The sequence below is a fragment of the Eggerthella sp. 1_3_56FAA genome (assembly GCF_000185625.1).
GTDB classification, from domain to species: domain Bacteria; phylum Actinomycetota; class Coriobacteriia; order Coriobacteriales; family Eggerthellaceae; genus Eggerthella; species Eggerthella lenta.
In genome coordinates this window covers 43,135-56,470 of sequence record NZ_GL622581.1, presented here as the reverse complement: position 1 = coordinate 56,470, position 13,336 = coordinate 43,135, and the positions used below count along the sequence as shown (strand labels likewise).

At 62.6% G+C, this 13,336-nt stretch carries 11 protein-coding genes; 8 read left to right on the top strand and 3 right to left on the bottom strand.

Annotated features, from left to right (window positions below):
* Nucleotides 1–52: 52 nt before the first annotated feature.
* Both HMPREF1023_RS15490 and HMPREF1023_RS10470 read left to right on the top strand, forming a co-directional pair.
* Nucleotides 53–643, top strand: coding sequence for a hypothetical protein (locus tag HMPREF1023_RS15490; protein ID WP_139019511.1), 591 nt, complete (start codon nt 53–55; stop codon nt 641–643).
* Between the two features lie 59 nt (nt 644–702).
* Nucleotides 703–2,127, top strand: coding sequence for a hypothetical protein (locus HMPREF1023_RS10470; RefSeq protein WP_009306267.1), 1,425 nt, complete (start codon nt 703–705; stop codon nt 2,125–2,127).
* A 96-nt stretch (nt 2,128–2,223) separates the two neighbouring features.
* Here the strand turns inward: HMPREF1023_RS10470 and HMPREF1023_RS10465 are convergent, their stop codons facing one another.
* The 3 genes from HMPREF1023_RS10465 to HMPREF1023_RS10455 form a co-directional block, all read right to left on the bottom strand.
* On the bottom strand, nt 2,224–2,778 hold the full coding sequence (locus tag HMPREF1023_RS10465) for a Hint domain-containing protein (RefSeq protein WP_009306266.1): 555 nt from the start codon (nt 2,776–2,778) through the stop codon (nt 2,224–2,226).
* 24 nt (nt 2,779–2,802) lie between these two features.
* The gene (locus tag HMPREF1023_RS10460) at nt 2,803–4,284 is read right to left on the bottom strand and encodes a DUF1846 domain-containing protein (RefSeq protein WP_009306265.1); all 1,482 of its coding nucleotides are present in this window, start codon (nt 4,282–4,284) and stop codon (nt 2,803–2,805) included.
* Nucleotides 4,285–4,410: 126 nt separating this feature from the next.
* The gene (locus tag HMPREF1023_RS10455) at nt 4,411–5,514 is read right to left on the bottom strand and encodes a helix-turn-helix transcriptional regulator (RefSeq protein ID WP_231566132.1); all 1,104 of its coding nucleotides are present in this window, start codon (nt 5,512–5,514) and stop codon (nt 4,411–4,413) included.
* A gap of 709 nt (nt 5,515–6,223) precedes the next feature.
* On the opposite strand from HMPREF1023_RS10455, the gene HMPREF1023_RS10450 reads away from it, so the two are divergent.
* The 6 genes from HMPREF1023_RS10450 (at nt 6,224) to HMPREF1023_RS10425 (ending at nt 13,329) form a co-directional block, all read left to right on the top strand.
* Nucleotides 6,224–7,978, top strand: a complete 1,755-nt coding sequence (locus HMPREF1023_RS10450) for an FAD-binding protein (RefSeq protein ID WP_009306263.1) — start codon at nt 6,224–6,226, stop codon at nt 7,976–7,978.
* 331 nt (nt 7,979–8,309) lie between these two features.
* The gene (locus HMPREF1023_RS10445) at nt 8,310–9,911 is read left to right on the top strand and encodes a CTP synthase (protein ID WP_009306262.1); all 1,602 of its coding nucleotides are present in this window, start codon (nt 8,310–8,312) and stop codon (nt 9,909–9,911) included.
* A 168-nt stretch (nt 9,912–10,079) separates the two neighbouring features.
* The gene (locus HMPREF1023_RS10440; RefSeq protein WP_009306261.1) at nt 10,080–10,973 is read left to right on the top strand and encodes a site-specific tyrosine recombinase; all 894 of its coding nucleotides are present in this window, start codon (nt 10,080–10,082) and stop codon (nt 10,971–10,973) included.
* Between the two features lie 379 nt (nt 10,974–11,352).
* Complete coding sequence (locus HMPREF1023_RS10435; protein ID WP_009306260.1) at nt 11,353–11,802, top strand: division/cell wall cluster transcriptional repressor MraZ; 450 nt, start codon at nt 11,353–11,355, stop codon at nt 11,800–11,802.
* An 18-nt stretch (nt 11,803–11,820) separates the two neighbouring features.
* Complete coding sequence (gene rsmH, locus HMPREF1023_RS10430) at nt 11,821–12,777, top strand: 16S rRNA (cytosine(1402)-N(4))-methyltransferase RsmH (RefSeq protein WP_009306259.1); 957 nt, start codon at nt 11,821–11,823, stop codon at nt 12,775–12,777.
* Between the two features lie 87 nt (nt 12,778–12,864).
* Nucleotides 12,865–13,329, top strand: coding sequence for a cell division protein FtsL (locus tag HMPREF1023_RS10425; RefSeq protein WP_009306258.1), 465 nt, complete (start codon nt 12,865–12,867; stop codon nt 13,327–13,329).
* The last annotated feature ends 7 nt before the right edge of the window (nt 13,330–13,336 follow it).

Genomic DNA, 13,336 nt, shown 5'->3' with positions numbered 1-13,336 from the left:
GATACGTAGAGCGCATCCGACAACGTAAGGGCACGTTAGAAAGGGAACTATCATGAGCAAGCTTACGAATTTGAAAAAGGGCATCGTTGGTGTTTGCGCGGCAACAATGCTAACGGGGCTATGCGCAGCTCCGGCGTTCGCGGTAACTGACAAAACGATACAGGGCTCAAATAATACTGCGGCCACGGGTACTAGCTCGGTCGATGTGACGGCGACAATAAATATTTCGGCAACAGTGCCTACGACCCTCCCCATCTCGATTACCAACGACACCATAACGGGACCTGGCGATTTTTCCATAGGCAATACCACCAAGGGCTTCGATGTTGCGTTGACGGATGTCAAGGTGACGAACAAAACTGATAATAATTTTACCTTAGCCTCTTCCGACACGACATTGGCTCCTAACGCATTGTGCGTGACCATATCGCAAAAGAATGATGTTACAAAGAAAACAGTGCTTACTGAGTCGAGCGCAACTGGTTTGAACTGGACTATAGGAAAAAGCACTGATGGGACGACGGCAACGCCTTTGGCTTTGACGATGGATATAAAATCAGGCACTCTGGATAAGACTTTTCTTTCCAGCTATTTTACCAAGGCTTCAGCATTCGACGTCGCTTGGACTATTGGGCTAGCGTAGAACTTACCCGACTGCAATAGAAATGGTTTCGATTTATGACGAAGCCGACAGCATATAGTATGCCCCCATGGAAAGCCGCGCTGAGGATCAGCGCGGCTTTCGCGCTTTGCGCGCTGTTGGTGTTCGGGTTGTTATGGCCGGTGCCGTTTTCGTTTGCGGCCGAGAAGGACGCGGGCGGTTCCGAAGCGGTCGAGGAGCCTGCGGCTCCGAAGACGCCGGTTGACGATATCGACAACGTTGTGGTCGAAGCGCCTTCGCACGCTCCCGCTCCAAGCGAGCCGAAGCCCCAATCCCGGCCTCTGCCCGACGCCGAGCCGGTTGCCCCCGATGCTCCCATCGTTCCCGAATACGAGCGTGCATGGCCTATCGGTGCGGACGATGCCTCGGCGGTGTTGGCTGAGCTGTGGCCCGACGGGACGTTCGTGGTCGACGGGTCGGGGGAAACGGTCGCGTTCGACGACGTCAAGGATGTCCCCTGGCTGGCGGCAGGCGTGGCCGACGACATCAAGCGCGTGATCTTCGCCGACAAGGTGGAAGCGACGAGCTTGGCTCATTGGTTCGAGGGATGCTCGAACCTGAGCGAGATCGCGAACGTGCCCGCCAGCGTCGAAGATCTGACGCGCGCGTTCTACGATTGCCCGAAGCTCGTCGAGCTTCCCGACGAATTCGCATTCGCCGACGAGGCGGTCGCGGATGAATGCTTCGGCTTCGAGGAGCCGGCCGAAACGCTGCTGGCCACGGTGTATCGCGGCGCGGACGAGAACGTGCTGAGGTACGCATGGAATCTCGACGGGCGCGAGCTTGTGAATCCCGATGCGCCGGAGCTGCCGACGGTTGAAGAGCCGGATGATTCCGCGGAGCCCAAGGATCCCGTCGAGTCTGAAACGCCCGAAGACTCCGAGGGCGTCGAGGATCCCGACGATTCGAAGGACCTCGATGCTTCCGCGGACGAATCTGTAGAGCAGCCGGCGGACGAGCTTACCGACAAGCTCGCGAACGCGCCCGCCGAAGAGGCGCCCGTCCCCGAACCGCCTGCCGAGCCGGAATCCGAACCTGCGCTCGCACCCCAAGAGGAAGCCCAGGTCAACATCACCGTCCCTTCGTCGGTTTCCATGGTTCTGAACGCCGAAGGCGACAACACCGCTCTCATCCCCGTTGCGGCGGCGAACCGCTCGGAACGCAACGTGGCCATCGTGGGCGTTCGTCTCAAGCGCGCCGACCAGGACTTGCCGGGGGGCTCGTGGTCGCTCACCACCGAAAGCGGCTCCACGACATTCGTGCAGGACGCGCGCTTCACACCGCTGGGACTTGAAGCGACGTTCGACCGGCCGGTGCTGCTAGCTGCAGGCGATGAGAACACGATGCTCGTGTGGCACGGAACGTTCACCGACTACGGTATGAAGACGCTGCTCAACGCCACGATCGACGCGGACGGCAACAGCTTCGCCTACGGCTCGATGATCTGGATCGTCGCCGCCGCGTAACGACGACGGGAGCATCTTCGCCCGAAAAACACGCCTCAGACGTTGGAGCGTGTTTTTCGGGCGAAGATGAGCCGCTGCGGGGGCAATCGTCTCGGGCTACATCGAATCGCGGCGCAAGCGCTCCGCTTCGGCGAGCAGCTCGGCAGGAACGCTGGCTGAGCTGCGAATCTCGTCAGATGAGCGCATAAGGCGCCCTTGCTCGTTGTCGTCGCCCACAAGCAGCCCGTTCGCGAAGAATACGCTCGATCCATCCAGAACCAGGTTGTATACCTCGAAATCGTGCGAAACGCACCCGATGGCTTTTCCGAGCGTCAGATTGCTCGTCGCGGGCTCGTGCGGAGCGAGCTCGATGCTTTCGATGGCGACGCAGCCGCCCTCCGTGCGAAGCCGATCGTCCACGACGACCTCGCTGCATCGCTTGACGCCCTTGTCGGTGAACAGGGGGTGGTTCCCCGTCGCGACGAGGTTGCCGCCTTGCGCGAGCCCGATGCGAACCAGCTCGGGCTCGCGCCCTTTGATGATGTCGCGTATATGCGCGGTTCCTGTTTCGGTTCTTACCAAATCGCCGATACGCAGGTCGCGAATGGGGCGCTGGCTGCCATCGGCCATGAGCACGAGGGTTGACGCTTCGACGCAACAACAACCGTTCATCTTGCACCGCCTTACTTGTGATTACTATTTGTGATAGTACCTATGCTGCTCGTACTTCGGCTCGCAGCAGACGTTGATGCCGAGGGTGCGGTACAGCTTCTCGTCGGTGGCCGACAGGATCACGCTGAAGAACGCGTCGCAGCCGTATAGGTCGTTCACGTGGTCGATCAGCTTCTTCGCCAGCGGATCGGTGGCCGAGCTGATGGACAGCGCGATGAGCGTCTCATCGGAGTGTAGGCGGGGGTTGCGGCTGTTCAGCTGCTCGGTTTTCAGGCGGCAGATGGGCGTGATGGCCTCGTCGCTGATCACGTCGATGTCGTCGTCCACGCCGGCCAGGCCCTTGAGCGCGTTCATCAGCAGCGACGATGCCGCGCCCAGCAGCGACGACGTCTTGCCCGTCACCACCGAGCCGTCGGGCAGTACCATCGCTCCAGCCGGGCCGCCGGTGGTCTCCTCCTTCAGCAGCGCCGCCGAGCGCGCGGGAGACAAGCTCGCGTTCACGCCTGCCTGGTTCATCAGCAGCTCCAGGCGTTCCATGCGCTCCTGGCCCACGCCCGAGCGCTTCACTTCCACCGCGGTTTGGAAGTAGCGGCGCACGATCTCCATCTTCGCGGCGTCGCGCACGGCCTCGTCGTCCACGATGGCGTTGCCGGCCATGTTCACGCCCATGTCGGTGGGCGACTGGTACGGGCTGGTGCCCGAGATACGCTCCATCATGGCCTTCAGCACGGGGAATATCTCCACGTCGCGGTTGTAGTTGACCGTGGTGATGCCGTAGGCTTCCAGATGGAAGGGATCGATGGTGTTCGCGTCGTCGAGGTCCACCGTGGCCGCCTCGTAGGCGATGTTCACCGGGTGCTTCAGCGGCAGGTTCCACACGGGGAACGTCTCGTACTTGGCGTAGCCGGCCGCGATGCCGCGCTCATGCTCGTGGTACAGCTGCGACAGGCACGTGGCCATCTTGCCCGAGCCGGGGCCGGGCGCCGTCACCACCACGAGGGGGCGCGTCGTTTCCACGTATTCGTTCTTGCCGTAGCCCTCTTCGCTGACGATGCGGTCGATGTCGTACGGATAGCCGGCGATAGGGTAGTGCAGGTAGCTTTTGATGCCCAGGCTTTCCAGGCGGCGGCGGAACGCGCCGGCCGAGGGTTGGTTCGCGTAGTGGGTGATCACCACACCGCTGGTGGCGAAGCCCATGGAGCGGAAGATGTCCATGAGGCGCAGCACGTCCTCGTCGTAGGTGATGCCCAAGTCTCCGCGGACCTTGCTCTTCTCGATGTCGTTGGCGTTGATGGCGATGATGATCTCCACCTCGTCGGCCAGGCTCTTGAGCATGCGGATCTTGGAGTCGGGCTCGAACCCGGGCAGCACGCGCGCGGCATGGTAGTCGTCGAACAGCTTTCCGCCGAATTCCAGATAGAGCTTGCCGCCGAACTGATTGATGCGGTTGCGGATATGCTCGGCCTGAAGCGCGATGTACTTGTCGTTGTCGAACCCGATGCGCATGGAATCCCTCTTCTTCTTCGAACCGTTCTGCTCTTGCACTAATGTAACAGCATACCACGATAGCGGGCGAACCCGCGTCAAACCATCAGCTGTACAGAGCCGCGTAGGGGTGCGAGGCGCGGGCTGTCATTTCATGCCGTTGACCAGCGACAGCAGCTCTTCTCGCGAGCTGACGTCCAGTTTGCGGTAAATATTGCGGATGTGGGTGCGCGCGGTGTTGTCGGAGATGAACAGCGTTTTGGAGATGTATACCGACCCGTATCCCAGGCTCAGGTACTGCAGTATCTCGCGTTCGCGCTTCGTGAGGGCGTACCCGTTCGCTAGCGTCACGATGCGTTCGTGCTGCAATGCATGCAGCGTATCGGTTTCACCTTCGTTCCGCATGCCTGCATCCTGCAAAGCGTCGGGATCGTCCGTCGAGCAAGCCTGCTGCCATGCGACGAAGCCGAGGTGCACCACCACGATGCAGAAGTATGAGGAAAGCACGACCCACAGGTACGGCCCTAAATTCACATCCGGCGGCACGTTCGCCTGCACCGTCATGCCCAAAAGCGATGCCGCACAGCTGAGCAGGAAGGCCGCCGAGAACACGAAGGGCAGAGGGAATTCTCCCGCCTCGGCCATGGCGACCAGCGATGAGAGCGCGAAGAGCGATAGCAGGGCGAGAGGCGCGTATACGAGCATCGCTCCCGCCACGAACAGCGTCGTCCCCGTCGGGAAGCTGCCCAGCACGATGCTCACCGCGACGCACGCCGGAACAGCCAAGCGGTCGATCAGCATAACGAACGGGCTTTTCAACCGCATTGCGCAAAGCGCCACGACGACGGCCGATGCAACGATGGCGCCCGTGTACTCGCTTCGTCCCGCTCCCACGTCGGCGTCGAACGAATAAGCGGCCATCATGAACGAGCAGACGAGAAAGCCCAGCAGCGGCACCCATATGATCGATAGGAATGTCCTGAGAGAAGATGCAAGCCCTGTCAGCGTGTTCGACGGGCTTTCCGCGTCAGGGGAGCCGGTGAAGCCGCCCCCGCCGTTTTCGATGCCGGAGACGCTCTGTGCGTCCTCATCCGTCTCGTGCGTGCATTTCTCGATTCCGAACAACAGGGGGAGAACCGATCCCGTTATGGCGAGAACGCCTTCCGCGGCTACCGCGAACGGGTCGGACAAAAGCGAAACGATCCAGGCGACAGCCGACGAGCTGGCGCACGCGATGGCACCGTAGAACATCACGCTGCGAAAATCCATTAGATACAGACGCACCCACCGCATGATCACCGGCGCCATGCATGCCCCGGCCGTGACGCCGAGCGCTGCGAACAAGACGACGTTACGGTATCCGGCTGCGAGCAGAATCCAGATCGCCACCAAGACTGCGGCGTACGTCCAAGCGCAGCCTGTGGCGATCGGGCGCCCTTTGCGCGTTTCGAAGCCAGGCCAGCTGGGGCGTTGCGCCGAGAAGAGCAGGATGGCGAGGGCTGTCGCAAAGCAAGAGAGCAGCATGGCGAAAAGAAAGTCGCCAGCGGGCGAGACGTTCGGTGCGAAACGCAGCATAAGGTAGGAGTTGGGCGGATAGAGGGGCGCCGAGGCAAGGAAAGCCGCTAACAGCAAAAGGCGGGGGCGGAAACGGATGGGAGGTTGGGCGGCTAGCCTGTTCAAGTACGTGCCGTTTGCCATGCGAAAGCCCCCCTTTGGCTTCTCCGATGTTTCCTGCCCATTGTACTCCAGCCGAGTCGTCCTTCGGACTCGCGTTCTCCGAAAGCCGGTCGCCTCGATGTCTTTTCAGTCCGATCATCTGGTAAAACGAAAAAATACTGCAACGCGGTGATGCGCTTCACGCACTGCGGTTATTCTCCCTGTTCCACGTGCGTCCTATGGTTGCGTCGTTGCAAGGGCGGCGCATGGAGCGCTGCTCGATTCACCCTGAAGGAGGGAGATCATGAACAACGAAAAGCAAAAGAAAGAGCTGGCCGACGGCCTCACGCGTCGCGGGTTCCTCACGCTAGGAGGCGTGGCGGCGCTGGGAGCGGGAGCAGCGTTGGCGGGATGTTCGCCGCAGGCGTCTTCGGCAAGCTCGGCGGGCGATGCTGCGACGGCTGCGAGCGCGGCCGACGCCGCCGAAGGACTTGCCCCGTCGCCGTGGGGAGACTATTATCCTTGGCCCGCCAATCCTCCTGAGATCACCGACGATATGGTGGAGGAAGAGCTTGACTGCGACGTGGCGGTCGTGGGTCTGGGCGTCTCGGGCGTCGCGGCGTTCCGTGCGGCGTCCGAGGGCGGCGCCAAGGTCGTCGGCATCGAGAAGGGTTCCATGCCGCAGCAGCGCTCCAGCCAGTACTGCTACTTGAACGGCAAGCTGACCGACACCTTCGGCCTGCCCCACCTCGACCTTGAGGCCATCATCAAGGAAGAGTTCCAGGAGTGCGCCAGCATCACGAATTACAATATCGTCCGCAAGTTCGTCTTGGGCGACGCGGAGGCTATGGACTGGTGGATCGAGGGCGCGGATTGCGAGATCCTCGAGAATTACGAGATGTCGATGGATCCCAGCGCGGACGTTCCCAACGGCGTCAGCTGCATGAGCGATCCGACCATCGACTGGGAGAGCGAGCCGCAGGCCGCTTTCCCCGAATGCCTGAACTTCACCGACCATCAGGCCGTGCTCGACAACAATTTCCAGAAGGGCCTCGATGCCGGCACGGGCTCCGAAGCGTATTTCGGCCATTTCGCCGAAGCGCTCATCCAAAACGATGAAGGTCGCGTGGTGGGCGTGTACGCGCGCAACGCCGATACCGGCAAGTACAAGAAGATCAACGCTGAAAACGGCGTGTGCCTGGCATCGGGCTGCTGTCGATCCAACGAGGACATGGTGCGCTACTTCGCACCGAACCTCATCTGGAACGGCAACGGCAACCCATGGCCGAACATGGACGTCGAGGGCAACCGCACCAATACGGGCGACGGCTACAAGCTGGGGTACTGGGCGGGTGCTTCCATCCAGCAGTACCAGTGCTCGCAGATGCACGTGATGGGGGGTCCGGGCGACACCGATTCGCAGAACGATTCCATGGGCTTCACCGGACCGCTGTTGCGCATCAACTACAACGGCGAGCGGTTCATGAACGAGGACACCTGCGCCGCCGATGCCGAGTATCCCATCGAGCTGCAGCCCAAGCACAAGTGCTTCATGATCACCGACAGCCACTTCGAAGAGAATGCTGCGAAGTGCGTGAACACGTTCGCGGCCACGCTCGCCGAGTGGGACGAGCGGGTGGGCGACGGCACCATCTTCAAGGGCCAGACGCTGCGCGAGTTGTTCGAGAGCATCGACGGCATGGACGTCGATGCAGCGCTGGCCACGGTCGAGCGCTACAACGAGCTGTGCGAGAAGGGCGTCGACGAGGACTACGCCAAGCAGGCGAAGTACCTGATGCCCGTGACCGACGACGGCCCGTACTACGCGCAGCGCATGGGCGTGGGCCTGTGCCTGGTCATGATGGGCGGCTTGGAATCCAACCAGAACGCCCAGGTGCTCGACCTCGAGCGCCAGGTGATCCCCGGCTTGTATGCGTCCGGCAACATCCAGGGCAGCCGCTTCGCTATCAAGTACCCCTTCCGTCTGAGCGGCCACAGCCACGCGATGGCCATGTTCTACGGCAAGGTGGCCGGCGAGAACGCCGCAGCCGGTTTGTAGACAACTAACCTGATCATTCGACGGTGCCGTCCTTTGCCGGATGTGCGCACCCCTCCCTCTCCGGTGCAAGGGCCGGGCACGCGCTCTCGATGCGCGGCGCCCGGCCCTTGCGCTGTCTGCGCCTCTTGCATCTGGCTCGCGCATCGGCTGCCGTGCCGTGGGTGTTACGGCTTTGTTAATTGCGCCGGGCAATGCGGCTCCGACCTCGTGCATGCCGTAGAATGAAAAGACGTTTGGAGGCAGGATCCGCTGTGCTCTTCGGGCGTATTTCGTGCGCGGCCAGGCGCCGTCTCCGAATCATATGAAGCACGCATAGCATGATAGGAGAATCATGGCCAAGCACATCTTCGTTACCGGGGGCGTCGTCTCGTCGCTGGGCAAGGGCATTACGGCCGCGTCGCTGGGGCACTTGCTCAAGGCGCGCGGGTACCAAGTGACCATGCAGAAGATGGATCCGTACCTCAACGTGGATCCGGGAACCATGTCGCCGTTCCAGCACGGCGAAGTGTTCGTCACCGAGGACGGGCACGAAGGCGATCTCGACCTGGGGCACTACGAGCGCTTCATCGACGAGAACCTCACGCGCGAGTCCAACTTCACGCAGGGATCCATCTACCAGAGCCTCATCGCGCGCGAGCGGCGCGGCGACTACCTGGGCGGCACCGTGCAGGTGATTCCGCACGTCACCGAGGCCATCAAGGCGCGCCTGCGGCGCATCGCCGACCAAACCGGCGCCGACATCGTCATATCCGAGATCGGCGGCACCGTCGGCGACATCGAGTCGCTGCCGTTCATCGAGGCCGCGCGCCAGTTCAAGAAGGAGCTGCCGTACGGCGACGTGCTGTTCGTTCACGTGACGCTGGTGCCTTATATAGCCGCAGCGCACGAGGTGAAGACGAAGCCCACGCAGCATTCGGTGAAGGAGCTGCGCTCCATCGGCGTGCAGCCCGACTTCATCGTGTGCCGCTCGGACCACGAGATCGAGGACGGCGTGCGCGAGAAGATCGCGCTGTTCTGCGACGTGCGGCCCGAGGAGGTGCTGGCCTGCACCGACGCGCCGTCCATCTACGAGGTGCCGCTGGGCTTGCACGAGCAGCGCTTCGACGAGATGGTGCTCGACCGGTTGTGCCTCGAGCGGCGTTCGGCCGACTTGGCGCCCCTGCGCTCGTTCTTGGCCGCGGCGGACGCTTGCGATGAGGAGGTGGACGTGGCCGTGGTGGGCAAGTACGTGAGCCTGCCCGACGCGTATCTGTCGGTGATCGAGGCGCTCGGGCATGCGGGGGTGCGCTGCGGATGCCGCGTGAACGTGCACCTCGTGGACGGCGAGGAGCTGTCGGACGCGAACGCGGGGGCGGTGCTGGGCGGCATGGACGGCATCCTCGTGCCGGGCGGTTTCGGCCAGCGCGCCTTCGAGGGCAAGATCGCCGCGGCTCGCTACGCGCGCAAGCAGGGCATTCCCTACTTGGGCATCTGCCTGGGGCTGCAGGCTGCCGTATGCATGTTCGCGCGCGACGCGGCCGGCATGTCCGGGGCCACGTCGGCCGAGTTCGATGCCGAGGCGGCCTTTCCCGTGGTGGACCTCATGCCCGAGCAGGAGGATGTGGAGGGCAAGGGCGGAACCATGCGCCTGGGAGCTTATCCGTGCAAGGTGGAGCCGGGCACGAAGGCGTTCGAGGCTTACGGCGAATCTATTATATATGAGCGTCACCGTCATCGTTATGAGGTGAACAACGCCTTCCGCGAGCGCTTGGTCGAAGCGGGGCTTTCGGTGTCGGGCGCGTCGCCGGACGGGCGGCTCGTGGAGATGGTGGAGCTGCCCGGCCATCCGTGGTTCGTCGCCAGCCAGGGCCATCCCGAGTTCAAGAGCCGCCCCACGCGGCCCCATCCGCTGTTCTGCGGTTTCGTGAGCGCCGCCGCCGTGCGTCGCGCCTAGGGAGGACGGTGGCGCGCTTCCTGCGGACGCGCAGCGTCCTCATCGCCGCGAAGGCGTGCTATCCTGTGAACTATATCATGCAGAGGGTTCGACGGGCGGAGCGCGGATGTTTCACGTGAAACATCCGTTCGAAGTTTTGCGGTGGCGCGGCGACGACGAAGGTGGCGGATGGACGAGCTGTATCGAGAGTACCTGGCGTATCTGCGCGTCGAGCGAGGAAGCTCTCCGTTGACCGTGTCCGCGTACGCCGCCGACCTCAAGGACTACGCGCAGTTTCTCGAGAAACGCGGGGTCGAGTCGCTGGACGACGTCGATCGCGAGGTCATCGTAGCTTACGAGTCGGATCTGTTCGGCCGCGGGTATGCGGCCTCGACGGTGGACCGCCATGTGTCCGTGCTCAAGGGGTTCCACCGCTTCCTCGTGCGAGAAGGCTACGCGCGCCGCAACCCGGCCGACACTATCCAGCTTCCCAAGGCGCCCGACCGTCTTCCCGACGTGCTTTCGGTGGCGCAGGTGGACGCCATGCTGTCGCGCCCGCTGGACGAAGGCCCTCTGGCCCTTCGCAACCAGGCCATCCTCGAGGTCCTGTACGGTTGCGGGTTGCGCGTGAGCGAGTGCACGGGGCTCGATTTGGGCGACGCCATCTTGGAGGAAGGTTATCTTCATATCCTGGGCAAGGGGAATAAGGAACGCATCGCCCCCATCTCGGGCGCCGCGCTGCGCGCGCTGCGCGACTACCTCGAGCGCGGACGCCCCGAGCTCGTCCGCTCGTACGCGAAATCAACCTCGGCCGTGTTCCTCAATGCGCGCGGCGGGCGGCTGACGCGCCAGAGCGTGCACTCCCTCGTCGCCGAGGCCGGCCGCTTCATCGGCGTGGCGAACCTTCATCCGCACACGCTGCGCCATTCCTTCGCCACCCACATGCTCGCCGGCGGCGCCGATCTGCGCGTCATCCAAGAGATCCTGGGGCATTCGGACATCTCCACCACCCAGATCTACACCCACGTGAACCGCACCCATATCCGCGAGGAGTATCTGAGCGCCCACCCCCGGGCGAAGTAGGAAGGCGCTCTTCGTCTCCCACTTTGCCCCCTGCTGACTCAATTTCAAACATCCGTTCGCTGTTTTGTGCCTGATGGGAGGGGGCGGCGAACTGAAATTCAGGTTGAAGATCCATCCTGCCACAGATTCCGCATAACTCCCCACTTCGTCCCACCGCGGGGGCGGGCGGCCTACATGTTGTGCCCGCCCAAGCGCGTCCGTTCTACATGTGGTCGTGTCGTTTTTCGGTTGGCAGGGGAGCGGTTAACGGGAAAGAGTCCGGTGGGTTTCAGGATGGGCAAAAAGGGGGTCAAGTCGCATATTTTGTTGCGAAGTGGGGCGAAGTGGGATAGAATTCCATACATCGAAAGAGCCGTGGGACGGCGGCGGAAAGGAAGGCATGGCGGAAGAGGGCAACAAGGTTGTCGATCTCAACAGCGCGTACCGCCATAAGGTGGACGCCAAAGGCCGCATGTCGCTTCCCGCATCGTTTCGCAAGGTTCTCTCGACGGATCTGGTGGTAACCCGCAACCCGAAGGACGAGTGCCTCTACGTGTTCGAGCCCGATGCGTTCAATGCATGGGTGGCCGGCGTGTTCGAGGACAAGTTCGAGAAGTTCGACCGCACCAACGATCTCCATGTTCGCCTGCGCCGCAAGCTGAAGTCGCGTGCAGCCGATGTGTCCATCGACGCAGCCGGCCGCATCATGATCTCGGCCGAGCAGCGCGAAGCCGTGGGAATCGACAAGGAGGTCGTCGTCGTGGGCAACACGGGCTACTTCGAGATCTGGGACGCAAAGCGCTACGACGCGGTGGACGACGAGACCGATCTCGGTCTGTTGTTCGACTGATCGAAAGGCGTGAGCGATATGACAAGCGAATATCGGCATACACCCGTTCTGCTCGCCGAGTGCCTCGAATACTCGAACCTCAAACCACAGCATACATTCGTGGACGCAACACTCGGCGGTGCAGGGCATTCCTTCGAAGCGGCCAAGCTCATCGGGAGCGGGGGCACGCTCATCGGCATCGATCAAGACGAGGTGGCGCTGGCCGCTGCCCGTCTCAAACTCGGGACGTTGCCTGACGACGTGCGCCCGCGCCTGGAACTCGTGCGCGGCAACTTCGGAAATATGGATGAAGCGCTCCTCAGCACGGAGGTGCCCGGCGTCGATGCGGTTCTGTTCGACCTCGGAGTGTCTTCGGTGCAGATCGACACGCCGTCTCGAGGCTTCTCCTTCAAGGAGAACGGCCCTCTTGATATGCGGATGGATCCGGGTAAACAAACCCTTACCGCAGCAGAGATCATCAACACCTACACCGCAGCAGATCTCACTCGGATCATCCGTACCTACTCGGACGAGAAGTGGGCCAGCCGTATCGCGGATTTCGCGGTGCGCGCGCGCCAGAACGCTCCCATCGAGACGAGCGAGCAGCTGGTCGACATCATCAAGGCCGCCATCCCCGCCTCGGCTCGCCGAGCAGGGGGACACCCGGCGAAGCGCACGTTCCAAGCGCTGCGCATCGAGGTGAACGGCGAGCTCGATGTGCTGAGAAGCGGCCTCGACGCGGCCATCCGCTGGCTCAACCCCGGCGGCCGCCTGGTGGTCATCAGCTACCACTCGCTTGAGGACCGCATCGTCAAGGAAACGTTCGCCAAGTTCGCGAACCGATGCACGTGCCCTCCGGATCTGCCGGCGTGCATGTGCGGGAAGCAGCCGATACTCGACATCGTCACCAGGAAGCCGGTTCTGCCGACGGCCGAAGAAATCGAGCGCAACGCTCGCGCACGCAGCGCCAAGCTTCGCGTAGCGCAGAAACGATAAGCAAAAACGTCCCGCTGACGCAAGCGGGAGCCATATGCACCGCACGCGACCTTTACATGCAGTCGAAACACAGAAAGGGGGTCGGACATGGGCGCAGCACCAGCGTATTCGTACTATCCCGAGCGCGCACCCGAACGCAGCCCGCGCGAGCGCATCAGCGTCGTTCCGGGCCGCGGCACCCGCACGCAGACCCCCACGCTTCCGTCGAACGTCGTGTTCTTGGCGAAGGCGGCGGCGGTCGTGCTGCTGGTGGTGTCGCTTGTGGGATTCGCGCGCATCGGGCTCATGTCCGCGACGATCTCCACGACGATGCAGTCGAGCCAGCTGACCAGCCAGATCAGCGACGCCCGCTCTTCGGGCGCCGCGCTGGAAGTGTCCCAGAGCACGCTGTCCAATCCGACGAAGGTGAAGCAGCAGGCGGGCAAGCTGGGCATGGCCGCCCCCGAGACCACGGGGGTCATCACTCTGGATAAGGACGTCGTCGCAACCGACGAGTCCGGCGCCCTGTCCCTTTCGAAGAGCGTTGCCATAGCGGCTGGCTCCGAGGCGTAAAGCCGAT

What these genes read in the sequence shown, in the direction of transcription:
- HMPREF1023_RS10465 (WP_009306266.1), bottom strand. Translation starts at nt 2,778, where the DNA reads ATGAACGGTTGTTGTTGCGTCGAAGCGTCAACCCTCGTGCTCATGGCC.
- HMPREF1023_RS10455 (WP_231566132.1), bottom strand. Translation starts at nt 5,514, where the DNA reads ATGTTCTACGGTGCCATCGCGTGCGCCAGCTCGTCGGCTGTCGCCTGG.
- HMPREF1023_RS10435 (WP_009306260.1), top strand. Translation starts at nt 11,353, where the DNA reads ATGGCGGAAGAGGGCAACAAGGTTGTCGATCTCAACAGCGCGTACCGC.
- HMPREF1023_RS10450 (WP_009306263.1), top strand. Translation starts at nt 6,224, where the DNA reads ATGAACAACGAAAAGCAAAAGAAAGAGCTGGCCGACGGCCTCACGCGT.
- HMPREF1023_RS10470 (WP_009306267.1), top strand. Translation starts at nt 703, where the DNA reads ATGCCCCCATGGAAAGCCGCGCTGAGGATCAGCGCGGCTTTCGCGCTT.
- HMPREF1023_RS10460 (WP_009306265.1), bottom strand. Translation starts at nt 4,284, where the DNA reads ATGCGCATCGGGTTCGACAACGACAAGTACATCGCGCTTCAGGCCGAG.
- HMPREF1023_RS10440 (WP_009306261.1), top strand. Translation starts at nt 10,080, where the DNA reads ATGGACGAGCTGTATCGAGAGTACCTGGCGTATCTGCGCGTCGAGCGA.
- HMPREF1023_RS10445 (WP_009306262.1), top strand. Translation starts at nt 8,310, where the DNA reads ATGGCCAAGCACATCTTCGTTACCGGGGGCGTCGTCTCGTCGCTGGGC.
- HMPREF1023_RS10425 (WP_009306258.1), top strand. Translation starts at nt 12,865, where the DNA reads ATGGGCGCAGCACCAGCGTATTCGTACTATCCCGAGCGCGCACCCGAA.
- rsmH (WP_009306259.1), top strand. Translation starts at nt 11,821, where the DNA reads ATGACAAGCGAATATCGGCATACACCCGTTCTGCTCGCCGAGTGCCTC.
- HMPREF1023_RS15490 (WP_139019511.1), top strand. Translation starts at nt 53, where the DNA reads ATGAGCAAGCTTACGAATTTGAAAAAGGGCATCGTTGGTGTTTGCGCG.